This window comes from Dokdonella sp., from assembly GCF_044227025.1.
GTDB lineage: Bacteria > Pseudomonadota > Gammaproteobacteria > Xanthomonadales > Rhodanobacteraceae > Dokdonella_A.
In genome coordinates, this window is the sequence record NZ_JBGAFX010000005.1 from 149,177 (window position 1) to 173,720 (window position 24,544).

Sequence of the window (24,544 nt, forward strand, 5' to 3'; positions counted from 1 at the left end):
GACCCGGACCAATGGCATGGAGGTGGTCGACGCAGGCCTGCTAGGATCGGGCGATTGACCTGCAGGAGTCCGTCCATGTCCAAGCACACCCTCGTCTGCGCGATCGCGCTGGCCCTGCCACTGCTGGCCTCTGCGGCCGATGCGCCGACGTTCGACGCCAAGCGCCTCTCCGACGAAGTAAAGACGCTGTCGTCCGATGCGTTCGAAGGGCGCGGACCGGCCACCCCGGGCGAAGTGAAAACGATCGCCTACGTGATCGAGCAGATGAAGGCGGCCGGGCTGAAGCCGGGCGGTGACCTCAAGGACGGCCAGCGTGGCTGGACCCAGGCGGTCCCCTTGCTGCGCGCGGAGATCGTCGGTACGCCGAAGTTCGCGCTCGCCTCGGCGGGCAGGACGCAGGCGTTGACCCAGGGAACCGAGATTGCCGTGCGCGCCGCGCTCGATGGCTCGAAGGCGGTGTCGATCAAGGATGCGCCGCTGGTGTTCGCCGGCTACGGCGTGAGCGCGCCGGAACGCAAGTGGGACGATTTCAAGGGAGTCGACCTGCACGGCAAGATCGCGGTCGTGTTGATCAACGACCCCGACTTCGAGACCGGCAAGGGCGACTTCGGCGGCAAGGCAATGACCTACTACGGCCGCTGGACCTACAAGTACGAGGAAGCCGCGCGTCGTGGTGCCGCCGGCCTGCTGATCGTGCACGAGACGGCGCCGGCCTCCTACGGCTGGGCGACCGTGAAGAACTCGAACACCAACACGATGTTCGACATCGTGCGCGATCATCCGCAGACGGAACACGTTCCGCTCGAGGGCTGGATCACCCACGAGTTCGCGCTCGACCTGTTCAAGCGCAGCGGCCTCGACTTCGCCGCGCTGAAGAAGCAGGCGCAGACGCGCGGCTTCAAGCCGGTTGCGCTGAAGGGTGCGACGCTGTCGGCGGAGTATGCGGTCGACAGCCAGGTGATCACTTCGCAGAACATCGCCGGTCTGGTCGAAGGCAGCGAGCGCCCGGACGAAACGGTCATCTACAGCGCGCACTGGGACCATCTCGGCATCGGTGCGCCGGATGCGAAGGGCGACCGCATCTACAACGGCGCGGTCGACAATGCGACCGGCACGGCGGCGCTGATCGAGCTGGGCCGCGCGTTCGCGCAGGCGCCGCGGCCGCAGCGTTCGGTCGTGTTCCTCAACGTGACTGCGGAGGAGAAGGGCCTGCTCGGTTCGGAGTACTACGCGTCGAAGCCGCTGTACCCGCTGGCGAAGACGGTCGCCGTCATCAACAGCGATGCGTTGGGCAGCGAAGGCATCGCGCGCAACTTCACGACCTCGGGCAGTGCGGAATCCGAGTTGCTCGACGCGTTGATCGCGGACGGCAAGGCCTTCGGACTCGCCTATGCGCCCGATCCGCACCCGGAAGCCGGCCACTTCTTCCGCTCCGATCATTTCCCGTTCGCCAAGCGCGGCGTGCCGGCGCTGTCCTATGGCTCGGGCAACGACCTCGTCGTCGGTGGCGTCGCCGCCGGCGAGGCGGCCGGCAAGGACTACACGAAGAACCGTTACCACCAGCCCGCCGACGAATGGGCCGCGATCAAGGACTTCGACGGCCTCGCGCACGACCTGCCGCTGCTGTACAAACTCGGCAACGACCTCGCCAATTCGACGCGCTGGCCGAACTGGGCGAAGGGCTCCGAGTTCCGCAGCACGCGTGACGCGAGTGCGGGCGAGCGCAAGTAGACCCTTGGGAAGGTCCGAACCACTGAAGGCTCGTCATTCCGGCGTAAGCCGGAAGTTTCCAAACCTTCCAGCGAGAACTGGATCCCGCCTTTCGCCGGGATGACGAGGTGTTTCGACTTCGCGGAACTTCGTTCCGCTACGCTCAACACGAACGGTTCTGGATATGAGTTGGCTGATCCTTGTCCTCGCAGGGTTGTTCGAGATCGGCTGGGCGATAGGGCTCAAGTACACGGATGGCTTCACGCGCCCGTGGCCGACGCTCGCCACGGTTGCCGCGATGGCGATCAGTCTCGTCCTGCTCGGCATCGCGATGAAGACGCTGCCGGTCGGCAGTGCGTACGCGGTGTGGGTCGGCGTCGGCGCGGTCGGCACGGCGATCCTCGGCATCGTCCTGCTCGGTGAGCCCGCGAATGCCGGGCGCCTGTTCAGCCTGGCGCTGATCGTCGCCGGCATCGTCGGCCTGAAGCTCGCCACGCCGGGCTGAGTGCGGAATTGCCGATGCGCAATCCTGGCAACACCAAGCGCCCTCCCCAGCCAATCGCCCGCGCGCGAGTGCTTCGCCGTCGTCGCTAAGATGAGGGTGTCTGCAGGAGGGTGCGCCGTTGAAGGTCTTGATAACGCTTCCGTTCGCGCTCGCGATCGTGCTCGCGCATCCGGCTCGTGCGGCGGATCAAGCGATCGAAAAGGGGAATGCCAGCGCGTTCTCGCCGGAGGTCCGCGCAGAGGATTTCGCCGCGCATGTGCGAACGCTCGCCTCGGATGTATTCGCTGGCCGCGCCCCGGATACCGACAGCGAGGACCGCACGACCGCCTACCTGCACGAACAGTTCGAGCGCATGGGACTGCAGCCCGGTATCGGCGACCGCTGGTTCCAGGACGTGCCGGTGATCGCCAGCACCGTCGATACCGGTCGCAGTCACATGCAGATCGCGGTCGCGGGCAAAACGCATTCGTTGAAATTCGGCAAGGACGCCGTGTTCGCGACGAATACCGGCCAGCAGGAGCTGCGCCTCAGCAACAGCGCGCTGGTGTTCGCGGGCTACGGCATCGATGCGCCGGAGCAGGACTGGCACGACTACGCGGGCGTGGATGTCGTCGGCAAGACCGTCGTGGTGCTGGCCGGCGTGCCGGATGTGATCCGCGGCACGACCTGGTACAGCCGCTACGGCTACAAGCTCGAGGAAGCCGCGCGCCAGGGCGCGGCCGCGACGCTGGTCGTGCACGACGAGGGCGACGCCGGCTATTCGTGGGAGTACGTGAGCACGCGCGCGAGCATGCCGCAGTTCGACCTGCCGATCGACGCCGATCCACAACCGCCGACGCCGGTGCGCGCGTGGATTTCCGCGCCGGCCGCCGATGCGCTGTTCGCGGCGGCCGGCATGTCCTTGCGCGGGCTGCAGGACGCGGCGCGCAAGCGCGGTTTCCATGCCACTCCGGTCGGCGACGCGCGCATGAGCGTGGTGATCGACAGCACCGTCGTCGGCGGGCGCTCGCGCAATATCGTGGCGAAACTGCGCGGCACGCGCCATCCGGACGAGGCGATCGTCTACTCCGCGCACTGGGACCACCTCGGTACCCACCCGGGCGAGAGCGGCGACAACATCTACAACGGCGCGATCGACAATGCGACCGGCGTCGCCGCGCTGCTCGAAGTCGCGGCGCAATTCGCCGGTGCGGCGACGAAACCGGAGCGCAGCGTCGTGTTCGTGTTGCCGACGCTGGAGGAGTCGGGCCTGCTCGGATCGAAGTACTACACCCTGCATCCGGCGGTGCCGATCGCCAAGACCGTCGTCGACATCAACTTCGACGCGCTCGTTCCGGTCGGCCCCGCCAGCGACTTCGTCGTGGTCGGCCTCGGCATGTCCGATCTCGACGATGTCGTGAAGCCGTTCGTGCTGGGCCGGCATCGGACGCTCGAGGCGGAATCGCGCAGCGAGAAGGATTCGTTCTTCCGCTCCGACCACTTGAGCTTCGCGCGCGCCGGCGCGCCGGTGCTGTTCATGCGCGGCGGTACGCGGACGCGCGGCGCCGCCGATCCGCCCGCGCTGTGGAACGCGTATGGCAAGCGCTACCACACGCCCGCGGACGAGTTCGATCCGCACTGGGACCTGCGCGGCATCGTGCAGGACATCGAGGTATCCTGTGCCGTCGGCTGGAAGCTCGCCAACGGCCACGAGTGGCCGAACTGGCATGCGGACAGCGCGTTCCGCGCGATCCGCGACGGCTCGCGCGCGGCAGCAGTGGTCGGAATGCGGTGAGGCGCGTGCATGCGGATCGTCAGCCTGTTCGAGGGAGCCACGCTTGCGGTGCGCGACTACCACTGCGAGGCCGGTCCGGCTGACCGCTCGGTGGTCGAGTGCTTCAGCGAACATTCGATCTCGTACGTGCGCGAAGGCAGCTTCGGTTGCCACGCACTTGGTCATGCGCACGAACTCGTCGCCGGCGCGTTCCTGATCGGTCATCCCGGCGACGAATACGTATGCACGCACGACCATCATGCGGGGGGCGACACCTGCCTGTCGTTCCACTATGACGCGTCGCTCGTCGACGCCATCGGCGACTCGCGGCGCGGCTGGCGCGCCGGTGCCGTGCCACCGGCGGCCGAGCTCGTGGTGCTCGGCGAACTGGCACAGGCTGTGGCGCGGGGTGACAGCGAACTTGGCCTCGACGAAGTCGGCGTGCTGCTGGCGCGGCGGTTTCTCGCCCTGCGTGAAGGCGGTCCGCGTCGCTCGCTTGCGCTGTCCGCGCGTGACCGCCGCCGCGCCGTCGCGACTGCGCTTTGGCTCGATGCGCATGCGCACCAGGCGATCGACCTCGACGCCGCCGCGCGCGAGGCGGCGCTCAGCCCGTACCATTTCCTGCGCGTGTTCGGCGCTGTGCTTGGCGTGACACCGCACCAGTATCTCGTTCGGGTGCGCCTGCGCCGCGCCGCGCGCCTGCTCGCCGATGCGGAGCGCCCGATCACCGAGGTCGCATTCGACGTCGGCTTCGGCGATGTATCGAACTTCGTGCGCACGTTCGGACGCGCTGCCGGCATGTCGCCGCGCGCGTTCCGGCGCGCCGCACGCGGGGACCGCAAGATTTTCCAAGAACGTCTCGCCGCGGCTACGTAACCTGCGCGCTCCCTCATCGGAGACCGCGCATGTACGACCATATCGGCTTGAAGACCCGCAACCTCGCCACGAGTTCGCGTTTCTACCGCGCAGTACTCGCGCCGCTTGGACACCAGCCGGACGCATCCGGCAGTGGCTTCGGTCCTGCGGATGCCCCGTCGCTGTGGCTGTACGAACACGCAGGCGTCGTCGGCGGCACCCACGTCGCATTCCGCGCGGGGAATCGCGCTGCGGTCGATCGCTTCCATGCCGAGGGACTCGCGAACGGAGGTCGCGACAACGGTGCGCCCGGCCTGCGCCTCGACTACGCGCCGACCTACTACGCCGCGTTCCTGATCGATCCCGACGGCAACAATGTCGAGGCCGTCTGCATGGACGCGACCTGACGCCGCGATGATCAGCCGTCGTGCAACACGAGCAGGCGGCGTTCGGTCATGTCCTCGATCGCGTAGCGGATGCCTTCGCGACCGAGTCCGGAGCGTTTCACGCCGCCGTACGGCATGTTGTCGACGCGGAAACTCGGGATGTCGTTGACGACGACACCGCCGACTTCGAGCGCGTCCCACGCGCGCGTCGCGTGGACCAGCGAATCCGTGAACACGCCGGCCTGCAGGCCGTAGTCGGAATCGTTGACATTGGCCAGGGCGTTCTCGAAGTCGTCGAACGGCGCGAGCAGGGTGACCGGTCCGAACGCTTCGAGGCGGTTGATCTTCGCCTCGCGCGGCACGTTCTCGAGCACGGTGGCCTCGAGCCGGTTGCGTTCGCGCCCGCCGCCGCAGAGCACGCGTGCGCCGCCGGCGACCGCCTCGGCGATCCAGGCTTCGAGGCGCTTCGCCGAGGACTCGTCGATGAGCGGGCCGAGGAAGGTGTCGCGCTCGCGCGGGTCGCCCGCCTTCAGTGCCTTCGTCGCCGCGACGAAGCGGTCGCGCAATCCGGCGTACAGCGACGCATGCACGTACACGCGCTGGACCTTGATGCAGCTCTGGCCCGACTGGTAGTACGCACCGAAGATCAGCCGCTCGAGCACGTGGTCGAGCTTTCCGCGCTGGTCGGCGTCGACGATGCAGGCGGCATTGCCGCCGAGTTCGAGCACGACCTTCTTGCGCCCGGCCTTCGCCTTCAGGTCCCAGCCGACCTGGCCGCCAGTGAACGAGAGCAGCTTCAGGCGCTCGTCGCCGACGAACGGCGCGGCGTCCTCGATGCGGCAGGGCAGGATCGAAAATGCGCCCTTCGGCAGGTCGGTTTCGGCCAGCACCTCGCCGATGATCAGCGCGCCGATCGGTGTTTTCTCCGACGGCTTCAGCACGAACGGACAACCCGCGGCGATCGCCGGCGCCACCTTGTGCGCGACCAGGTTCAGCGGGAAGTTGAATGGCGTGATGAACGAGCAGGCGCCGATCGGCACGCGCTGCACGAAGCCGCGATAACCGTGCGCGCGTTTCGAGATCTCGAGGTTCAGCACCTCGCCGTCGATGCGTACCGCTTCCTCGGCGGCGACGCGGAACGTGTCGATCAGGCGCGCGACCTCGCCCTCGGAATCCTTGATCGGCTTGCCCGCCTCGATGCACAGCGCGAGCGCAAGTTCGTCGAAGCGTTCGCGGAAACGCGCGACGCAGTGTTCAAGCACGGCTTGGCGCGAATAAGGCGGGAACGCGCGCATCGGCGCTTCGGCATCGATCGCTGCCGCGATCGCGCGTTCGATCATCGCTGCGTCGGCCAGCGCTACGCGTGCCGCGACGTCACCGGAATACTTGTCGACGACGTCAAGCGCTTCGTTCGGCTGCAAAGCTTCACCAGCTACATAGAGCGCAAATCGCTTGGCAAGAGTCGCGGTCGGGGTTGCTGAAGCGTGTTCAGTTGGTGGGTGTGTACACATGACGTCAATCAAGCGCGACTTCTTGCCTGATGGCTGAATCTGGCGGTGATAGCCAGGCCCCGTTGCCTCCACCAGGTGCTGAGGCTGAACAAGGGACTTCTCCAACAAATCGTCCAAATCACGCGCCGTAACCGTGTGCGGCACGATGGATATCCGAGCTCCGGATTCGTGCTCGGCAGCTACGAGCAGCCAGGTGCCGGGCTTATCAGCCTCTCGCTGGCTGGCGTAATGTCGAACTTCCCATCTGCCAGATCGTGAAAGGCGTGCGATGGTAAAAGCACTCCCCGGCTTCCGACTGCCAATGATCTGGGCAAGATGCAGTTTCGCTTCCGACCTCGTATCAATGATTGTTTGTTCGAGTCGACGTACGAAATCGTGAAACTCCGTGAACTCGTCTTCTGAGATGAGGCCGACGCGCGCGCCTCGTTGGGCACTTTGAATCTCATTCCACACTTCGAGGCGTGATTGTTGCACTGCGTTCCTCCGGCCTCTCAGGCGGCACGTCTGCCCTTCAGCGGCTGAATTCCGGCGAGCGTGCCGGCGAGAACATCCTTCGCGATCGCACGATCGTGATCATCCTGCAGGCCTGTCCAGAATCCTTCGGAGGTTCCGAAAAAGCGCGACAGGCGCAGGCCGGTATCCGCCGTCACGGCGCGCTTGCCGGCGACGATTTCGCCGATGCGCCGCTGCGGGACGCCGATTTCCTTGGCGAGACGGTACTGCGTGATCGCCATCGGCTTGAGGAATTCCTCGAGCAGGATTTCGCCGGGAGTGGGGTAGGGAACGGTGCGCATGGGGTCCACGGGTTCAGTGATAGTCGACGATCTCCACATCGAATGCATCGCCCTGTTTCCACACGAAACAGATGCGGTACTGGTCGTTGATGCGGATGCTGTATTTGCCAGTGCGATTGCCTCGCAATGCTTCCAGTCGGTTCGCTGGCGGAATCTTCAGATCTTCGAGCTTCGCTGCGCGGTTCAGCATGGCGAGCTTTCGCATTGCGCTGGCTTCGATCGCTTGCCAGCGCCGGACGCGCTTGCCCTCGAACAGGGCCCGACTTTCCTTGTCAGCGAAATTCCGGATCATGTGCCGATACTAACGAGATGCGTTAGTATCGGCAAGCGCTGCAGCATAAGGTTAATTGTCCTTGACAGTGAGCGCGAGTTCGCCATCCGCGAGGCGCGCGCGCAGTGCGGTGCCGGCGGGCGCCTGTGCAATCGAGCGCACGACGGTAGCGGATTCGCGCTCGAGCAGGATCGCATAGCCGCGGTCGAGCGTCGCCAGTGGACTCACCGCGTGCAGGGTTCGGGCAAGTTCGCCGAGGCGTGCATTGCGGCGCTCGACGCCGACCTGCACGCCGCGGCGAAGTCGCTCGCGGGCCGCGTCGGCGCGCTCGCCGGCGCGCGCGAGCAGGGCGAGCGGATGCTGCGCGAGCAGGCGCGTGCGGGCGTGGCCGAGTCGGGCGGTTCCGCGTTCGCGTGATTCGTCGAGGCGGCGCTGCAGGCGTTGCCGCAGCATCTGCAGGCGTTCGTCCGCTCGCGCGAGGCGCGCCTGCGGGCGTTGCGCGTTCAGTCGCGCCAGCAGGTGGTCGAGGTGCTGCGCACGTGATTCGAGACCGCGCTGCAGGCGCTGCGCAAGGCGCTGGCGCTGGCGTGCGAGCGTGCGAGCGAGATCGAGCGCGTCCGGCACCAGCAGCTCGGCCGCTGCCGACGGCGTCGGCGCGCGCAGGTCGGCAACGAAATCCGCGATGGTGAAATCGATCTCGTGGCCGATCGCGGACACGACCGGGATCGTGCTGGCGCGGATCGCGCGCGCTACGGCTTCGTCGTTGAACGCCCACAGGTCTTCCAGCGAGCCACCGCCGCGCGTCAGCAGAATCACGTCGTGTCGATGCGCGTTGGAAGCATCCTGCAAGGCCGCAACGATCGCGGGCGGTGCCTCGCGGCCTTGCACGGGTACCGGAAGGATCTCGATCTCGGCGAGTGGATAGCGGCGTTGCAACACGCTCAGCACGTCGCGGATCGCGGCGCCGGTCGGCGAGGTGATCACGCCGATGCGGCGTGGGAATCGTGGCAGGGCGCGCTTGAGTCCCGCGTCGAACAATCCTTCCGCGGCGAGCCTTGCCTTGAGTTGCTCGAATGCGCGCTGCAACGCGCCTTCGCCGGCCTGCTCGAGTGAATCGACGATGAGCTGGAACTCGCCGCGCGCCTCGTACAGGCTCACGCGCACGCGGGCGAGCACGTGCATGCCGTCGGCCGGCTTGAAGCGCAGCCACGTGCTGCGCGGCTTGAACATCGCGCAGCGCACCTGCGCGCCGCCGTCCTTGAGGGTGAAGTAGAGGTGCCCGGACGCGGGTCGCGAGAAGTTCGAGATTTCGCCCTCGACCCAGATCAGCGGCAAGGTGTCCTCGAGCAGGTCGCGCACGAAGCGTGTCAGCGAGGACGGCGTGTAGACCTCGCGCGGAGCGGCGGAGCTGGCAAGCGGATCGGGCATGACGGGGAGCGCGTGCGGCCGCTCAGGTTACCCGATGTCGGGGTCGCGCGCTGGCGGGGCCTTGCGCCGCAATTCGGCGTAGCGCGCGATCAGGGTTGCGCCGATCCACAGCGCAAGCGCGGCGAGCGGCCACGCGACGAGGCGGGGCCACAGCGCGGCGAGCACGGCCGCAATGGACAGGATCACGCCGGCGACCAGTAACGGAGCGCCTTCGGCCGGACCGAGCACGCGCCGATTGGTGATCGCGGCGCCGATCGAATTCGCAAGGCGCAGCGCGCCGGCCGCAGCGCGTCCGGAGCTGCCGCCCTGTGCGCCGCGCGGGATCGAGGTGCGGGTGCTGCGCCGCCTGCGCGGCATCTTCAATACGATTTCGGTCGCGCGCGCGATGTCCTGTTCATACTGAGCCTCCATTCGATGCGCGAACGCCTGGTCCTCGATCGCGATGTCGATCTCGCAGTTGCCCATCCAGCTCGCGAGGTTGAGGTTGCTCGATCCGACGCGCGCCCAGCGGCCGTCGGCGACCGCGGTCTTCGCATGCAGCATCGAGCCGTTCCACTCGAACACCCGGATGCCGGCTTCGAGCAGCGGCCGATAGCCGGCGCGCGAGAGCGAGCCGACGGCCGGGATGTCGCTGCTGCCCGGCACGAGCAGGCGCACGTCGACGCCATCGCGCGATGCTGCGATCAACGCCTGCACGTACGGTGCGACTCCGACGAAGTAGGCATCGGTCAACCACAGGTTGGTGCGCGCCATGCCGGCGATGAGCTGGTCCAGCCGGTACAGGCCTGCCGTGTTCGGCACGGTCGCGACCACGCGCAGGTCGGTGTTGCCGCACGGCAGGGCGCGTGCCGCGCGCTCGCCGACATCGGGCGCGAGGGGCTCGCCGAGCTGGCCCCACACATCGGCGAACGCTTGCACCAGTTCGCCGAGCGCCGGGCCGCGCACCGCGATCGCGGTGTCGCGCCACGGCTCGATCCGCTTCGCCGGATCGCCGAGCCAGGTGCCGCTGACGCAGATGCCGCCGACGAAACCGACGGTCGCGTCGACGACGAGCAGCTTGCGGTGGTCGCGCGACATCCAGCCGAACGGACTGGCGAAGCGTGGCGGATTGTAGGCGCGCACCTCGCCTCCGGCCGCGACCAGCGGCGCCCAGAACCCGGCCGACGATTGGCCGAGGCAGCCGAGCCAGTCGCGCACGACGCACACCTGCACGCCGGCGCGGGCGCGCTCGATCAGCGCGTCGAGGAAGCGCCGGCCGAGCGCGTCGCTGCGGAAAATGTAATTCTCGAACAGGATCGTGTCGGTTGCGCCGGCGATCGCGGCCAGCCACGCGTCGAACGCGGCCTCGGCGTCGATCAGCAGGTCGACCCGATTGCCCGCCAGCAGCGGCGCGCCTGCTGCGCGGCTGAACGCCTGCTCCGCGAGCAGGCGAAGGGTGGTCGAGGGCGTGGTGCCGGAGGGTTCCATGCAGCGCAGTGTAGGCGGGCGGCCCGCTCCTTGCATCGTTGTTGTTAACGACCCCCTGAACGGATGCCTGGCGATGAACGAGGCCTACCGGAGACTGACCGGCAACCTGCCGTGGCGTGACGCACCGCCCGGCGCGCCGTTCGTGCACGACGCGCGCACGTTGCGTGCGTGGATCGAGCAATTGCCGATGGCGAATTTCCAGGTCGCCACGCGGCGGCTGCTCGAAGGCCTGCAGGCGCTGAACCGGTCGCGCAGCGACGGCGCGCGCCGGCTCGATGCGCTCGAGATGTTGCGTGGCTCGGTCGCACAACTGGCGATCGTCACCGACAAGCAGATCGTCGGATCGAGTTTTCCGTTGCCTGCGCAGAAGGCGGAACTCGGACAGCTCGCGCTCGGTTTCCAGGCCGAACTTGCGCTCGGCTATCGCATGGCACTGGCCGAACTGTGCGGCCCTGCGGGTGCGGTGCCGTTCCTGCGCGGCAAGCAGGTTGCGCTCGCAGCGGTGCGCGCGTTGCAGCACGGCAGCGAGCATCTCGACAAGGCCAGCCTGCTGTATCGTGCGCCGCCGCCCGGCGCGTGGCAGGCGCTGCACGACACCTATCGCTTCATCGCTTCGCTGCGCCTCGCCGACCGCGATGTCGACGACCCGCTGCGCGGGCAACCGCTGAAGGCGACGACTGCCTACGTGCAGGCGTTGCTGGTCGCGCTCGCCAATCCGTATCGGCACACACAGCGCGAGCAACTGGACCTGGTTGGCCTCGCGCGCGTGCTGGCGCCGCTGGCGGAACTGCGCGAACGCAACGGCACCCGCGACGACCTGATCGTCCACACCGACCTGGACCGCGGGCCCGGCTACATACCCGAGGAAAGCAAGAACGGTCGACGCGATGCGCTGTCCCTGCATCTGGAACGCCTGCTGGCCGCATTCGACGAACAGATGGCCGCAGTGCGCGACGATGCGCGCAGCGTCACCATCCGCGCACGCGGCGCACAGGCGCAGACGCTCGATGTTGCGCTTGCGCGCCGCTTCCAGTCCGACTGGAGCGCCCATGGCGAGCGCAGCCACACACGCCTCGGCGGTGGGCATGTGCTCGATACCGTGATCGGCCTGCATGATCTGCATGCCGCACTGGCCGGTGGCGACGACTTCGATACGTTCATGCGTCACGTTCATGGCCAGGTCATCAACCTCAGCGAGGTCGATTGCGGCGCGTCGTGGCGCAACGGATCTGCCGACCGCCCTCGCACGATGAAATACCAGGCGCGCGTGATCGACCAGGGCCTCGGTGGCTACCGGGTGCTGTGGGAACGTGGCAATGCGGGCGAGGCCGTGCGCGCGCGCGTTGCCGAGGTGGTCGGACTCGCGCTCGCGGGAGACGGCGGGCGGCCTGAATGGATGGTTGGGGTGATCCGCTGGATCCGCATCGACGAGGACGGGCGCGTCGACGCCGGCATCGAGCTGCTGGCGCGACACGCGCTTCCGGTCGGGGTGCGCGTACTCGACGACGACCGCCGTGCGCCCGTTCGCGGCCTGCTGCTCGCATCGATGAACCTTGACCCCGGAATCGACTACGATGCGCTGCTGGCATCGACGGAGATCGACCGCAGCGTGCGCGAGGTTGAGCTGACGGCTCCCGCGGACCTGTACGGCCCGCCGAAGCCCGCGCGCAGCGAGCGGCTGGAAAACCTGCGCGCGCTTGATATGACCGGCATTTACCAGCATTTTGCGTTGACCCAGCACTGATCGCGCAGTCCGGCGCGCAGGGCAGGGCCCGCGCGCCGAGTGGAGTCAGCCGTTCCGATGAGTTCTTCCGCCAGTCCGCACGCCGCCGCGCGCCGCGCCAGCGTTCCCGTCATGGTCCGTGGGGTGACCGTCGGCGGCGCCGCCGCCGTGGTGGTGCAGTCGATGACGAACACCGACACGGCCGACGTCGCGGCAACCACGAAGCAGGTCGCCGAACTCGCCCGCGCAGGCTCGGAGCTGGTGCGCATCACGGTCGACAAGCCGGAGGCTGCCGCCGCGGTGCCGCGCATCCGCGAACGACTCGACATGATGGGCGTCGGCGTGCCGCTGATCGGCGACTTCCACTACAACGGCCACCAGTTGCTCGATCGCGAACCCGCCTGCGCCGAAGCCTTGGCCAAGTACCGCATCAATCCGGGCAATGTCGGTTTCGGCCGCAAGAAGGACATCCAGTTCGCCTCGATCATCGAGGCGGCGCTCAGGTACGAAAAGCCGGTGCGCATCGGCGCGAACTGGGGTTCGCTCGACCAGTCGATGGTCGCCGCGCTGATGGACGAGAACCATGCGCGGGCCGAGCCTTGGGAGGCTGCCCGTGTCGGTCGCGAGGCGCTGATCCGCTCCGCGCTCGACTCCGCTGCGCGCGCCGAGGAACTCGGGCTCGCGCGCGATCGCATCATCCTGTCGTGCAAGGTGTCCGGCGTGCAGGAACTGATCGCGGTCTACCGCGATCTCGCCGCGCGCTGCGACTACGCGCTGCATCTCGGCCTGACCGAAGCCGGCATGGGCTCGAAAGGCATCGTCGCGTCGACCGCCGCGCTCGGCGTGCTGCTGCAGGAAGGCATCGGCGACACGATCCGCATCTCGCTGACGCCGGAGCCGGGCGAATCGCGTACGCGCGAGGTGATCGTCGCGCAGGAGCTGCTGCAGACGATGGGCCTGCGCGCGTTCACGCCGCTGGTCACCGCGTGTCCCGGCTGCGGGCGCACCACGAGCACGCTGTTCCAGGAGTTGGCCAAGACCGTGCAGGAGCACGTGCGCGCGAAAATGCCGGAGTGGCGCATCAAGTATGACGGCGTAGAGAACCTGACCCTCGCCGTGATGGGTTGCGTGGTCAACGGACCGGGCGAATCCAAGCATGCCGACATCGGCATTTCGCTGCCGGGTACGGGCGAGGCGCCGGCGGCGCCGGTGTTCATCGATGGCGCCAAGGCGATGACCCTGCGCGGCGACAACATCGCGCATGAGTTCGTCGGCATCGTCGAGGACTATGTCGCGCGTCGCTACCCTGCACGCGCGCATGCCGACTGAGGTCGGGCATGTCGTCCGTGCCGAAGCGCGCTTCGGCGCCGCGTTCCTGCGCCGGCACGGCCTGCTGGTCCTGTTGGTGTTCGTCGGCATCCTGCTGCCGCTGGCCGGTTTCGGCGCGCTCGCGCATGAGCTGCGCGAGGGCGAGGGATTCTTCTTCGACGTTCCCCTGCTCGAGTTCGCGCATGGCATGCAGCGCGCCGGTTTCGACCGCTTGTTCGTCGTCGTCGCCGCGCTGGGATACCAGTACGGCGTGGTGCCGCTCGATATCCTGCTGGTCGTGGTCCTCGGCTGGAAACGTCGTCTGCGCGAAGGACTCTTCGCCGGATTCGCGATCATCGGTTCCGCGCTGCTCAACCTCGGCGCCAAGCCGCTGTTCGCGCGCGACCGACCGAGCCTGTGGGAATCGATCGCGCCGGAAGGCAACTACAGCTTCCCGAGCGGGCATGCGATGGGCTCGATGACGCTGGCCTGCGTGCTGGTGCTATTGTGCTGGCACACGCGCCTGCGCTGGCCGGTCGCGATCGCGATGAGCGTATTCGTCGTGCTGGTCGGCCTGTCGCGGATCTACCTTGGCGTGCACTATCCGTCGGATATCCTTGCCGGCTGGGCGGCGGCGATCGCATGGGCGTACGCGATCTATGCGCTGGTGTTCCGCGGCGGGGTGCGACCTTGCTTGAACGCACTCTCCCGGCCGGGGAAAGTGCAGGGTTGAGTGCGCAAGCGCTGCGAGCGCGCGGTTGCGGGCACGCTCCTCAGATCTGTGGCTCGGCCTTCGCCGACAGGGCTTCGATGCGGCGTTCGCGCGCGACGCGTGCCTCGCGCCGCGCGATGTACAGGCTCGCGCCGATCACGATCGTTGCGCCGAGCACGGTGTAGCGGTCCAGCGTCTCGTCGAACACCAGCCAGGCGAGGACCGACACGATGACCAGTTGCAGGTAGCTGAACGGCGCCAGCGTCGATGCGTCCGCGAGGCGCAGCGCGTGCGTCCAGAAATACTGGCCGAGGGTGCCGAGCACGCCGATCACCACCAGCACCGGCCATTGCGTGGACGCGGGCATCTGCCACACCGCCAGTGCGAACGGCAGCGACAGCGGCACCCACAGCCAGGTCGTCAGCAGCACGATCGTGTCGGGCGGATCGCTGCGCGACAGGAACTTGATGCTGATCGTGACCGTGCCCGTCGACGCCGCAGCGAGCAGCGCAACCAGGCTGGCCGCGGTGAAACCGTCTGTGCCCGGGCGCACGATCACGAGCACGCCGACGAACCCGGCGACCACTGCGCTCCAGCGTCGCGCCCGCACGACTTCCCCGAGGAAGATCACCGCGCCGATCGTGACGAACAACGGCGACGAGTACGACAATGCGATTGCCTGCGCGAGCGGCAGGTGGGCGATCGCCCAGAAGCCCGCGAGCATGCCGACGGTGCCGATCGCGCAACGCATCACGTAGAACCACAGGCGATCCGTGTGGAGACTGCGCAGGCCGCTGCGCAGCAGCAGCGGCGCGGTCGCGAGCGCGCCAAACAGGCTGCGGAAGAACGCGATCTCGAACGCGTGCAGCGAATGCGACGCGTGGCGGATCAGGATCGCCATCACGCCGAAGCTGCAGGCGCTGCCGATCATCAGCGCGACGGCGCGCAGCGGCAGCGAGGTCGGTTCGGCCGCGCGGGCCACGGCAGGAATGCTCAAGGATGCAGATTGCGAGGGGCGGCGCCTGCAGTCTAGCAGCGGATCGACGCTTCGCATGGGGCCACTTCCACGCGACGGCCCTGTCGACGCGGCACCGATGGCTCCGGTAGGCTTCCGGCGACTCTCCGCCGCGCGAAAGCCGATGACCGACTCGACCACGCCATTCGTCGTCGCGATTCCCGCGCGCCACGGCTCGACGCGCCTGCCCGGCAAACCGTTGCTGCCGATCGCCGGCACGCCGATGATCGTGCACGTCGCGCGCCGGGCGCGCGCCGCCGGTGCCCGCGATGTCGTGGTCGCGACAGACGATGCGCGCATCGAGGCCGCCCTTGCGGGTAGCGACGTGCGGGTGGTGATGACTCGCTCCGATCACGCGTCGGGCAGCGACCGGCTCGCGGAGGTCGCGACCACGCTTGGTTGGGCCGACGATGCGATCGTCGTCAACCTCCAGGGAGACGAACCGCTCGCCCCACCGAGCGGCATCCAGGCGGTCGCCGCGGCGCTGGCCGCGGACGATGCGCCGATGTCGACACTGGCGACGGCGCTGGCCGGTGTCGATGAACTGTTCGATCCGAATTGCGTGAAGGTCGTGCGCCGGGCGGATGGCCGCGCGCTGTACTTCAGCCGCGCGCCGCTGCCGTGGCCGCGTGATGCGTTTGCACGCAATCGCAATGCGTTGCCACCCGACTCGCCCTTCCTGCGCCACATCGGCATCTACGCCTACCGCGCCGGTTTCCTGCGCCGCTTCGCCGCGCTTGCGCCGACGCCGCTGGAGAAACTCGAATCGCTCGAGCAGTTGCGCGCGCTCGAACACGGCCACGCGATCGCGGTGCGCATCGCGCCGGAGCCATTCCCGGCCGGCGTCGACACCGCAGAAGACCTGGCCCGCGTCGAACGCGCGCTCATGCAGTTGCAGGCGTAAAACCCGTGATCCAGTCGATACCGCGCATCCTGTTTGTCTGCATGGGAAACATCTGTCGATCGCCGACCGTCGAGGCGGTCGCGCGCGCGGAGTTCGCGCGAGCGGGCCTCGATGCCCATTTCGATTCCGCCGGCACCGAGGACTACCACGTCGGCGAGCCGCCCGACCCGCGCTCGATCCGCGCCGGCGCGGCGCATGGCTACGACCTGCGAGCGCTGCGCGCACGTCAGGTCGTGCCGGCGGACTTCGAGCATTTCGATCTCGTGCTGGCGATGGATCGTGTCAACCTGCGTGCGTTGCAGCGGTTCCGCCGTCCCGGCACCGGAGTCGAGCCTGCGCTGTTCCTCGGAGACAGGGAACTGCCGGATCCCTACTACGGCACGGCGGCGGACTTCGAGCGGGTAATCGAACTTGCGCGGGGCGGCGTCGTTGCATTGATCGATCGGATGCGCGTGTCGCCACCGCGGGCGGAGATGCGCGGGTCCACATGATCATGGGCTTCGCTGCGCAACCGGTCACCGCCGCCGGAGCGGGAGACCATGGTGTTACACGGAAGAATCGCCGAAAAAGACGTGGCGCAGGCGCAGAAGCTTCGCTCTGAACATCGCGCAGTCGGCGTTCCTGAGCAAATCGACGAGGGTGGCTCCGTCGCCGGGATAAAGGGCGATCCCGATGCTGGGCGCAACGCTCACTGCGAGCGGCCCGATCTGGCAGGGTGCGGATACGGCTGCGAACAGCTTGTCGGCGATGGCCGCGACTTGCTCAGTGTCCTGTATGTCGAGCAGGAGACACACGAACTCGTCGCCACCGTGGCGGCAGACCGAGTCCTGCGAACGGACGCCGTGCGACAGCCGCGAACCGACCACCTTGAGCAACTCGTCGCCGATCGAATGACCATGGGTGTCGTTTATCGCCTTGAACCCGTCCAGGTCGATGTACAGGAGGCCGAACTCACGGGTGCGGGTTGCATGCCCTGCCAGCACCTCGGCCGAGATCTCCTCGAACGAATGGCGATTGGGAAGTCCGGTCAGCGGATCGTGCAGCGCCGTGTGGCGCGCGTCCTGTCCGCGGGCTTCGCTGGCCAACAGATGGTGCTCGGCAAGTCGCAGATCGAGGCGGGCTGACGTGAGCTCGTTTTCCAGCCGATGGATCTTGCGGGCCTCGTCTTCGGCATGCCCGGCCAGCGACTCCAGTTCGTTCGCCCACAAGAGGATATCGGTTTCTTCCGGGCAGGTTCGCCGCATGCGTGAGGCCATTTGCAGCAATCGCTCCGGCCAACCGGTTGCGCCGGCTGCGTATCGCCTGGCTGGCGTGGCATCGACGTGTTCGTCGCTGCGCGCAACCGGCGCCGGCGGTTCCATCGTCGACGACGGGGCGCGACGATCCGTGATCGCGGGGTTCATCCATCGCCCGCTTTCGCTGGTCGCCCGCGCACTTTCCGCACCGGAAGGTCATCAGCGGGATCAGTACCACCAGCAGTATTGCGCCCAACCATTTCATTCCATCCGATTACGGCACAACGCCGTCGCGCGCAGTGTGGACGGTTTCCCGCGGCGACTCGGTGCGGTAGCAAACAATGATCCCCTGTGCGGATCGCAATTCGAGCCGGACAGCTTCGCCGGAGAACCCTTGTGTTCGCTATCGCACAGACAGGCTCGGGCGCGACGACGCATCGTCTGTCGATGCTCGATTCTTCGTTGGATCTCCTGGCACACGGCTTCGCCGGGCCGGGTATCGGTTGGCGGCTCGCGTATTTCCTGGCGGCGACGCAAGTCACCGTGATCGCGGTGACGCTGTATCTGCATCGCAGCCAGACCCACCGTGCGGTCGAGTTCCATCCGGTTCTCGCACATGCGTTCAGGTTCTGGATCTGGTTGACGACCGCGATGGTGACCCGGGAATGGGTCGCGATTCATCGCAAACACCACGCATACAGCGATACCGCGCGGGACCCCCACAGCCCGCATGTGTTCGGTGTCGACAAGCTCCTGCTGCAGGGCGCGGAGTTGTACATCGATGCGCGAGCGGACGAGCGCTTGCTGCTGAAGTATGGTCGCGGCGTGCCCGACGACTGGATCGAGCGCCATGTCTACACCCCGCATTGCAACTGGGGGCCGACGTTGCTGGCCTTCGTGAACCTGGCCCTGTTCGGTGTCGGCGGCATGGCGATCTGGGCGTTGCAGATGATCTGGATTCCGTTCTGGGGTGCCGGCGTCGTCAATGGCATCGGCCATTGGCGCGGCTACCGGAACTTCGAGACGGCGGATCGCTCGGCCAACCTGGTGCGCTGGGGCGTGTGGGTGGGCGGCGAGGAATTGCACAACAATCATCATGCCTTTCCTGCGTCGGCGAAATTCTCGGTACACCGCTTCGAGTTCGATCTCGGATGGTTCCTGATACGGGTTCTGGACAAGCTCCGCATGGCCGACGTCCGCTGCGCAGTCGGCGCCAACGGAGAGGCTGCGAGCGCGAACGCCCACGCGAGGCGGCCACGAGTGGCCACCTTGGCTCCGCGCGTCGAAGTGATGACCGACTTCTACAACAAGGTGATGTTGCCGGTCGTGCGCGACCATGACGGCAGTGGCGACCGGCAGTCGCTGTCCGGTCCGTTGCGTCGCGCCCTCGCCGATGGCGGGCGCTGGCTGGCGGCCGGCGAGCGCGAGCGGCTGGAAACCTGGATCGACTCGCGTCCGGTCGTGCGCTTGCTGTGCGAGTTCCGCGCGCAGCTTGCGGTTCTGATGGACAGGCGCCTGCGCGTGACGTCCGAAGAATTTTCGCAATGGCGGCATGCCGCCAAGGCCAGCAACATCGGCTTGCTGCGGGACTTCGCCATTTCCCTGCAAAGCGATGCGACGCCGGATGTGGATCGCACGAGTGCGGCGGCTGGCCGGCCGGGCGCAACGCACATACCGCTCACGGCCGGTTGATCAGGCGGCAATTCGCGTCCGCGCCTCGGAAGGTCGCCAGGTGCTCACGCGGTCGACCTCGTAGCCGTTCCAGCGGGTCTGGAAGATCTGCCGGACATACGTGCCTTCGAGCGCCACGTCGCGCCCATCCAGGAAGAATTCGATCGGCTCGCCTTCGTGCGGAAGCCCGAGTGAACTGGCGATCCATTCAACGATCATGCTTTTGCTCCAGGAGGAATTCGCATCACGGCAGGCGCCGGAGCTAGGGCTCATCATGCACGTTAGGTCGACCCGCTTCGGTGCGATGGCGCACGCAGGGTGGCGAGCCAGGTGGATGCGGGAAAAACGGATGCGGATGAAAGGCCGGTGTCGCCGTCGCGATATGTGCGAAAACGTACGGATTGCGGTGTTTGCCGGGCCTTACCATGTGTCCGTGCTGGATCCCGACGGCCACCGGGACCATTCGGGTTTCGCGGATCACCGACGATTCGCACATGCGCTGCGATCGATTGCGCGAGATGAAGTTGTGTGAATGGCATGTGCGGTACCATACAGTGCGCTGGCATTCGCCGCGCAGTCCAACTCTCCTCCTCGTGTCGAGTCTTCCATGTCGGCGACACTCCATCCGAGACAGAACCACCTGCTCAACGCGATTCCCGAGGCGGAATGGGAGCGTTTTGCGACAAATCTCGCGCCCGTACAACTGCGCCTCGGTGATGTCATCTACGAGTCGGGCAGCGAGCAGCCGTACGTCTACTTCCCGACCGATTCGATCGTCTCGTTGCTGTACGTGATGGAAGACGGATCGTCCGCCGAGATTGCAATCGTCGGCAACGAAGGGCTGGTCGGCATTTCGCTCTTCATGGGCGGTGGAACGACGCCCAGCCGCGCGGTCGTGCAGAGTGCGGGCCATGCGTTCCGCATGCGCGCCCAGTTCATCCGCGACGAGTTCATCATGGCTGGAAAGGTGCAACAGCTGTTCCTGCGCTACACGCAGGCATTGCTGACGCAGATGGGCCAGACGGCCGTGTGCAATCGCCATCATTCCGTGGACCAGCAACTGTGCCGCTGGCTGCTCATGAGCCTGGACCGGTTGTCGTCGAACGAGCTGACCATGACCCAGGAATTGATCGCGAACATGCTCGGCGTGCGGCGGGAGGGTGTTACCGAAGCCGCGGGCAAGCTGCAGCGCGCTGGCGTCATCCAGTACAACCGCGGTCGCATACGCGTGCTCGACCGGCCACGCCTCGAACTCATGGCATGCGAATGCTACGAAGTGGTCCGCAAGGAATTCCTGCGCCTGCTGCCGTAGCGCGCCGTCACTGTGTGTGCTGCCGGACCGACGGCGCCTGCAATTGAAGGCAATGTCCCGGCGTCCGTACAGCGTCCGACGACCCGAGGGCCGCCGACGAACCGGGCACCCCGCGCCGACACGTGCGCCGTGACATGACCTCGGGACTCCGATGCCAGCCGGGCACCGCGTCAATCGTCTGCTCGCTGCCTTGCCGGCCATGCAGCGCGCCCGCTTCGCCGCCGACTGTCTACCGGTGCAACTCGTACACGGCGAGGTCCTCCACGAGCCGGGCGATCGCGTGCGCAACGTCTACTTCCCGACCGGCTGCGTCGTCTCCACCGTGATCGTCATCGATGGCCACTGTTCGCTCGAGACCGGCATGATCGGAAGCGAAGGCATGTGGGGGTACGCATCGATCCTCGGCGACAGCGCGGCGTTCCCCCTGCGCGTGGCGGTCAAGGACGGCGGTGCCGCCTGGTGCATGAAATCCGCGACATTCCGCCGCCATCTGCGCGACTTGCCGGCGTTGCGACCGTTGCTGGACCGGTATCTGCGGGTGCTGCTGTGCCAACTCGCGCAGACCGCGGCCTGCATGCGATTCCATGTCGTCGAGGAGCGGCTTGCGCGCTGGTTGTTGATGACCCAGGACCGCACGCAGTCCAATACGTTTCGGGTGACGCAGGAATTCCTCGCTTTCGTTCTCGGCGTGCGGCGGGTCGGCGTCACCGTGGCCGCCGGCATCCTGCAATCGCGCCAACTGATCCGCTACAAGCGCGGCCTCGTGACGATCATCGACCGCGAACGCCTCGCCGCTGCCGCATGCTCATGCTACGGGTCGGACATCGAAACCTACCGGCGCGAGTTGACCTCGGCGGCCCCGGCGCAGAGGGACTCGCGCTGACCGTTGAAGTCCGACAACTGCGGCCCGGGTCGCGACGTGCGCCAGCGCACGGACGGGTCCACGTTGCGCCGCTACGCTGGTCTTCGTAGCGCGTCATCGAGAGGCGCCCAGCGGAGACACGCAATGCGCCTGCACGGGAATCGAAGGATCGGATCGCTGTTCAGCGACGTCGGCGTGCTGGCCGATGCCATCGGACGCGCGCGCGAGGCGGGCGACGTCACGGTGTGGCTCAATGCCACCACCGACGTCGTCTGCAGCGACGTCGGCAGCGCGCCGAACCTCTCGGCCGAATATCTGCTCGGCACCTACGGAATCGGTACGCAAGTCGCCGATATCCAGCAGGACCTGCTCGTATTCAGGGACGAACGTTGTGCGGGTGCGATCGTCTTCTGACGTGACCTCGCGGTTTCCGCGCTCCGCGTTGGGCCGGCATGCACGTCTCCCGCGCGATTGCCGACCCGGGCGCGACCCGCTGCTGCAACGCCGCCGCACCCGGTGAGGGTGCTCTTTCCCGAAGGTGATCCGTGAACATGCCAACCCTGTCGACACTCGTTCTCTCGGCGATCCTCGTGTTCGGATCGGCTGGAATCGCGCTCGCCCAGCAAGCGGCTTCCTCCGGTGGCGGAATGAAGGCGGTCCTCGATCAGCCACGTGTCGACAATCGGATAACGACGCGGGTCAGGACCGAACTGGCGAACCAGGAAGGCATCAGGACGGCCGATATCAGCGTCAGGACGAACGATGGAGTCGTGACCCTGGCCGGCTTGCTGGACAACGACGCCGCGGTCAGGAAAGCCGTCGCGGCGGCGGAAAGCGTGGCTGGCGTCAGGATGGTTCGTGCGGCCGGTCTCAAGTCCAGGGACTGAACGCCGCTTTCACCAGGATTTCTTGTGCACGAGGAGAACGGTCATGAACGTCGAAGACCAGGTCAAGGTCCAGTGGAACAAGCTCACCGGAAAACTCAAGACGAAATGGGGCAGGCTGACCGAGAAGGACCTCAAGGTGGCCGATGGCAACAGTGAATATCTTTCCGGCAGGATCCAGGAACGCTACGGTCTGGAAAAGGACGAAGCGAACCGCCAGGTCGAGGAGTTCGGTCGCAACCTGTAGCACTGCCGACGCGGCCCGACCGCCGCACCGCGTCGGGCGGCGGGAATTCGGCGCCGGTTGCGGGCGTCGTTCCCTTACTATTCCGGCATGTCCGAACCGCTCCCTGCGCCCGTCCACTTCGACGGTAAAACCTTTGTTCGCAACCTGACCGGGGCGCCCGGCGTCTATCGCATGTTCGATGCGCGCGACGAACTGCTCTATGTCGGCAAGGCCGGCAACCTCAAGAAGCGCGTCGGCAGCTATTTCCTGAAGCCGAAGATGGACCCGCGCATTGCCGCGATGGTCGCCCAGATCGCGCGCATGGAAACCACGGTCACGCGCACGGAGGCCGAGGCGCTGCTGCTCGAAGCGCAGCTGATCAAGAGCCTGAAGCCGCGCTACAACATCGTCCTGCGCGACGACAAGAGTTACCCCTACATCCACCTCACGACCGGCGATTTCCCGCGGCTGGCGTTCCATCGCGGCGCGCGCGGTGGCGGCGGGCGGTATTTCGGGCCGTTTCCCAGCGCCGGTGCGGTGCGCGAGAGCCTCGACCTGATCCAGAAGCTGTTCCGCATCCGCAACTGCGAGGACAGCTATTTCCGCAATCGCTCGCGACCTTGCCTGCAGCATCAGATCGGACGGTGCACCGCCCCGTGCGTCGGACTCGTCACGATTGCGGACTACGCCGCCGACGTGCGTCACGCCGAGATGTTCCTCGATGGCCGCGCCGGCGCGGTCATGGACGAACTGGTCGCGACGATGGAGCGCGCCAGTGCAGAGTTGAAGTTCGAGCGCGCCGCGTCGATCCGCGACCGGATCGCCGCGGTCAAACGGGTGCAGGCGCGCCACTACGTGCAGGGCGCGAGCGCCGACATGGACGTGATCGCTTGCGCGATGCGCGGCGGCGTTGCCTGCGTGAGCGTGCTGTTCTTCCGCAATGGCGTCAGTCTCGGTTCGCGCGACTTCTTCCCGCGCCTCGCCGGCGCGGCCGATGAAGGCGCGGTCCTCGGCTCGTTCATCGCGCAGTACTACCTCGAGCGGCCGGTTCCGGCCGAACTGATCGTGAGCCACGCACCGGCCGATGCGGTGCCGCTGGCCGAGGCGCTGACCGGGCACGCCGGCCACACGGTCGAGATCAAGTCCAGCGTGCGCACCGATCGCGCGCGCTTCCTAGACCTTGCGCGGCGCAATGCGGAAGCTGCGCTCGCCTCGCGCCTGGCCAGCCGGCAGACCCTGCTCGCGCGGTTCGAGGCACTACGCGACCTGCTCGGGCTCGACGAGACGCCACAGCGCATCGAGTGCTTCGACATCAGCCACACGATGGGCGAGGCGACTGTCGCGTCCTGCGTCGTGTTCGGACCGGAAGGGCCGGAGAAATCCCAGTATCGTCGCTTCAACATCACGGGGATCACGCCCGGCGACGACTATGCGGCGATGCGCCAGGCCCTGCAGCGGCGTTTCCGGCACGATGCCGCCAGCGCTGCCGCTACAGCGGCTGCGGATGCAGCGCGGGCGGCCGATGCGTCCGCTGCGACAGCGAAGCCGCCCCTGATGGCACGCCTGCCCGACCTCCTGCTGATCGACGGCGGCAAGGGCCAGCGGCAGCAGGCGCTCGACGTCCTCAACGAACTCGGCATCGAGGGCGTGCCGATCGTCGGCGTGGCGAAAGGCGAGGCGCGTCGCGCCGGCGACGAGACCTTGATCGTCGGCCACTCCGGCCGCACCCTGTTCCCGGGCCCGGAATCGCCGGCCTCGCACCTGGTGCAGGCGGTGCGCGACGAGGCGCACCGTTTCGCCATCACCGGCCATCGTGGCAGGCGAGAAAAGGCGCGTGAAGCGAGTACGCTGGAGGAAATCGCCGGCGTCGGCGCGCGTCGCCGCTCGGCCCTGCTGAAACACTTCGGCGGCCTTGGCGGGCTGTCGAAAGCGGGTATCGAGGAACTCATGCAGGTGACCGGGATCAACAGACAACTCGCCGAACGCATCTACGCGACCTTCCATGGATGACG

25 protein-coding genes are annotated in these 24,544 nt (G+C 67.1%); 17 read left to right on the forward strand and 8 right to left on the reverse strand.

The genetic code is table 11. The annotated features are described in order from the left end of the window. The first annotated feature begins 75 nt into the window (after positions 1–75). The 5 genes from ACILRJ_RS13235 (at position 76) to ACILRJ_RS13255 (ending at position 5,230) form a co-directional block, all read left to right on the forward strand. On the forward strand, positions 76–1,731 hold the full coding sequence (locus ACILRJ_RS13235; protein ID WP_395683671.1) for a M28 family metallopeptidase: 1,656 nt from the start codon (positions 76–78) through the stop codon (positions 1,729–1,731). Positions 1,732–1,894: 163 nt separating this feature from the next. After that, positions 1,895–2,215: a quaternary ammonium compound efflux SMR transporter SugE gene (gene sugE, locus ACILRJ_RS13240; protein WP_395683672.1), complete on the forward strand. Its 321-nt coding sequence runs from the start codon at positions 1,895–1,897 to the stop codon at positions 2,213–2,215. A gap of 118 nt (positions 2,216–2,333) precedes the next feature. Further along, positions 2,334–3,989 carry a M28 family peptidase gene (locus ACILRJ_RS13245; protein WP_395683673.1) on the forward strand — a complete coding sequence of 552 codons (1,656 nt, stop codon included), beginning with the start codon at positions 2,334–2,336 and terminating at the stop codon, positions 3,987–3,989. Between the two features lie 9 nt (positions 3,990–3,998). Continuing rightward, positions 3,999–4,844: a helix-turn-helix domain-containing protein gene (locus ACILRJ_RS13250; RefSeq protein ID WP_395683674.1), complete on the forward strand. Its 846-nt coding sequence runs from the start codon at positions 3,999–4,001 to the stop codon at positions 4,842–4,844. Between the two features lie 29 nt (positions 4,845–4,873). After that, positions 4,874–5,230, forward strand: coding sequence for a VOC family protein (locus tag ACILRJ_RS13255; protein ID WP_395683675.1), 357 nt, complete (start codon positions 4,874–4,876; stop codon positions 5,228–5,230). Positions 5,231–5,241: 11 nt separating this feature from the next. Here the strand turns inward: ACILRJ_RS13255 and ACILRJ_RS13260 are convergent, their stop codons facing one another. The 5 genes from ACILRJ_RS13260 to ACILRJ_RS13280 form a co-directional block, all read right to left on the reverse strand. Beyond that, the gene (locus tag ACILRJ_RS13260; protein WP_395683676.1) at positions 5,242–6,720 is read right to left on the reverse strand and encodes an aldehyde dehydrogenase family protein; all 1,479 of its coding nucleotides are present in this window, start codon (positions 6,718–6,720) and stop codon (positions 5,242–5,244) included. 491 nt (positions 6,721–7,211) lie between these two features. Beyond that, entirely contained in the window at positions 7,212–7,562 is a 351-nt protein-coding gene (locus ACILRJ_RS13265) for a HigA family addiction module antitoxin (protein WP_395683677.1), read from the reverse strand. Then, the gene (locus ACILRJ_RS13270; RefSeq protein ID WP_395683678.1) at positions 7,528–7,806 is read right to left on the reverse strand and encodes a type II toxin-antitoxin system RelE/ParE family toxin; all 279 of its coding nucleotides are present in this window, start codon (positions 7,804–7,806) and stop codon (positions 7,528–7,530) included. The genes ACILRJ_RS13265 and ACILRJ_RS13270 overlap by 35 nt, the downstream gene beginning before the upstream one ends. 51 nt (positions 7,807–7,857) lie before the next feature. Continuing rightward, on the reverse strand, positions 7,858–9,213 hold the full coding sequence (gene xseA, locus ACILRJ_RS13275) for an exodeoxyribonuclease VII large subunit (protein WP_395683679.1): 1,356 nt from the start codon (positions 9,211–9,213) through the stop codon (positions 7,858–7,860). A 27-nt stretch (positions 9,214–9,240) separates the two neighbouring features. Then, positions 9,241–10,680 (reverse strand): phosphatidylserine/phosphatidylglycerophosphate/cardiolipin synthase family protein, encoded by a 1,440-nt coding sequence (locus tag ACILRJ_RS13280; RefSeq protein ID WP_395683680.1) that lies wholly within the window; start codon positions 10,678–10,680, stop codon positions 9,241–9,243. A gap of 73 nt (positions 10,681–10,753) precedes the next feature. Here ACILRJ_RS13280 and ACILRJ_RS13285 point away from each other — a divergent pair, with 73 nt between their 5' ends. Genes ACILRJ_RS13285 through ACILRJ_RS13295 form a run of 3 tightly spaced genes read left to right on the forward strand, consistent with a single transcriptional unit; the run spans position 10,754 to position 14,444 of the window. Further along, positions 10,754–12,424: a hypothetical protein gene (locus ACILRJ_RS13285; RefSeq protein ID WP_395683681.1), complete on the forward strand. Its 1,671-nt coding sequence runs from the start codon at positions 10,754–10,756 to the stop codon at positions 12,422–12,424. Positions 12,425–12,481: 57 nt separating this feature from the next. After that, on the forward strand, positions 12,482–13,732 hold the full coding sequence (gene ispG / locus ACILRJ_RS13290; RefSeq protein WP_395683682.1) for a flavodoxin-dependent (E)-4-hydroxy-3-methylbut-2-enyl-diphosphate synthase: 1,251 nt from the start codon (positions 12,482–12,484) through the stop codon (positions 13,730–13,732). Beyond that, positions 13,722–14,444: a phosphatase PAP2 family protein gene (locus ACILRJ_RS13295; RefSeq protein ID WP_395683683.1), complete on the forward strand. Its 723-nt coding sequence runs from the start codon at positions 13,722–13,724 to the stop codon at positions 14,442–14,444. The genes ispG and ACILRJ_RS13295 overlap by 11 nt, the downstream gene beginning before the upstream one ends. A 40-nt stretch (positions 14,445–14,484) precedes the next feature. On the opposite strand, the gene ACILRJ_RS13300 is transcribed toward ACILRJ_RS13295, so the two are convergent. After that, complete coding sequence (locus ACILRJ_RS13300; protein WP_395683859.1) at positions 14,485–15,372, reverse strand: DMT family transporter; 888 nt, start codon at positions 15,370–15,372, stop codon at positions 14,485–14,487. 190 nt (positions 15,373–15,562) lie between these two features. Between ACILRJ_RS13300 and kdsB the strand changes: the two genes are divergently transcribed. Both kdsB and ACILRJ_RS13310 read left to right on the forward strand, forming a co-directional pair. Then, positions 15,563–16,342, forward strand: coding sequence for a 3-deoxy-manno-octulosonate cytidylyltransferase (gene kdsB, locus ACILRJ_RS13305; protein WP_395683684.1), 780 nt, complete (start codon positions 15,563–15,565; stop codon positions 16,340–16,342). A 5-nt stretch (positions 16,343–16,347) separates the two neighbouring features. After that, positions 16,348–16,833, forward strand: a complete 486-nt coding sequence (locus ACILRJ_RS13310) for a low molecular weight protein-tyrosine-phosphatase (RefSeq protein ID WP_395683685.1) — start codon at positions 16,348–16,350, stop codon at positions 16,831–16,833. A 54-nt stretch (positions 16,834–16,887) separates the two neighbouring features. Here the strand turns inward: ACILRJ_RS13310 and ACILRJ_RS13315 are convergent, their stop codons facing one another. After that, positions 16,888–17,745: a diguanylate cyclase domain-containing protein gene (locus ACILRJ_RS13315; RefSeq protein WP_395683686.1), complete on the reverse strand. Its 858-nt coding sequence runs from the start codon at positions 17,743–17,745 to the stop codon at positions 16,888–16,890. Positions 17,746–18,024: 279 nt separating this feature from the next. Between ACILRJ_RS13315 and ACILRJ_RS13320 the strand changes: the two genes are divergently transcribed. Then, complete coding sequence (locus ACILRJ_RS13320; protein WP_395683860.1) at positions 18,025–19,269, forward strand: acyl-CoA desaturase; 1,245 nt, start codon at positions 18,025–18,027, stop codon at positions 19,267–19,269. On the opposite strand, the gene ACILRJ_RS13325 is transcribed toward ACILRJ_RS13320, so the two are convergent. Then, positions 19,270–19,467 carry a hypothetical protein gene (locus tag ACILRJ_RS13325; RefSeq protein WP_395683687.1) on the reverse strand — a complete coding sequence of 66 codons (198 nt, stop codon included), beginning with the start codon at positions 19,465–19,467 and terminating at the stop codon, positions 19,270–19,272. Positions 19,468–19,855: 388 nt separating this feature from the next. On the opposite strand from ACILRJ_RS13325, the gene ACILRJ_RS13330 reads away from it, so the two are divergent. From ACILRJ_RS13330 to uvrC, 6 genes are all read left to right on the forward strand, one after another. After that, the gene (locus ACILRJ_RS13330) at positions 19,856–20,560 is read left to right on the forward strand and encodes a Crp/Fnr family transcriptional regulator (protein WP_395683688.1); all 705 of its coding nucleotides are present in this window, start codon (positions 19,856–19,858) and stop codon (positions 20,558–20,560) included. A gap of 151 nt (positions 20,561–20,711) precedes the next feature. Beyond that, positions 20,712–21,443 carry a Crp/Fnr family transcriptional regulator gene (locus ACILRJ_RS13335; RefSeq protein WP_395683689.1) on the forward strand — a complete coding sequence of 244 codons (732 nt, stop codon included), beginning with the start codon at positions 20,712–20,714 and terminating at the stop codon, positions 21,441–21,443. Positions 21,444–21,566: 123 nt separating this feature from the next. Further along, the gene (locus tag ACILRJ_RS13340) at positions 21,567–21,836 is read left to right on the forward strand and encodes a hypothetical protein (protein ID WP_395683690.1); all 270 of its coding nucleotides are present in this window, start codon (positions 21,567–21,569) and stop codon (positions 21,834–21,836) included. A 137-nt stretch (positions 21,837–21,973) separates the two neighbouring features. Then, positions 21,974–22,309, forward strand: coding sequence for a BON domain-containing protein (locus ACILRJ_RS13345; RefSeq protein WP_395683691.1), 336 nt, complete (start codon positions 21,974–21,976; stop codon positions 22,307–22,309). A 43-nt stretch (positions 22,310–22,352) separates the two neighbouring features. After that, entirely contained in the window at positions 22,353–22,553 is a 201-nt protein-coding gene (locus tag ACILRJ_RS13350) for a CsbD family protein (protein WP_395683692.1), read from the forward strand. Between the two features lie 87 nt (positions 22,554–22,640). Continuing rightward, positions 22,641–24,542 (forward strand): excinuclease ABC subunit UvrC, encoded by a 1,902-nt coding sequence (gene uvrC / locus ACILRJ_RS13355; protein ID WP_395683693.1) that lies wholly within the window; start codon positions 22,641–22,643, stop codon positions 24,540–24,542. The last annotated feature ends 2 nt before the right edge of the window (positions 24,543–24,544 follow it).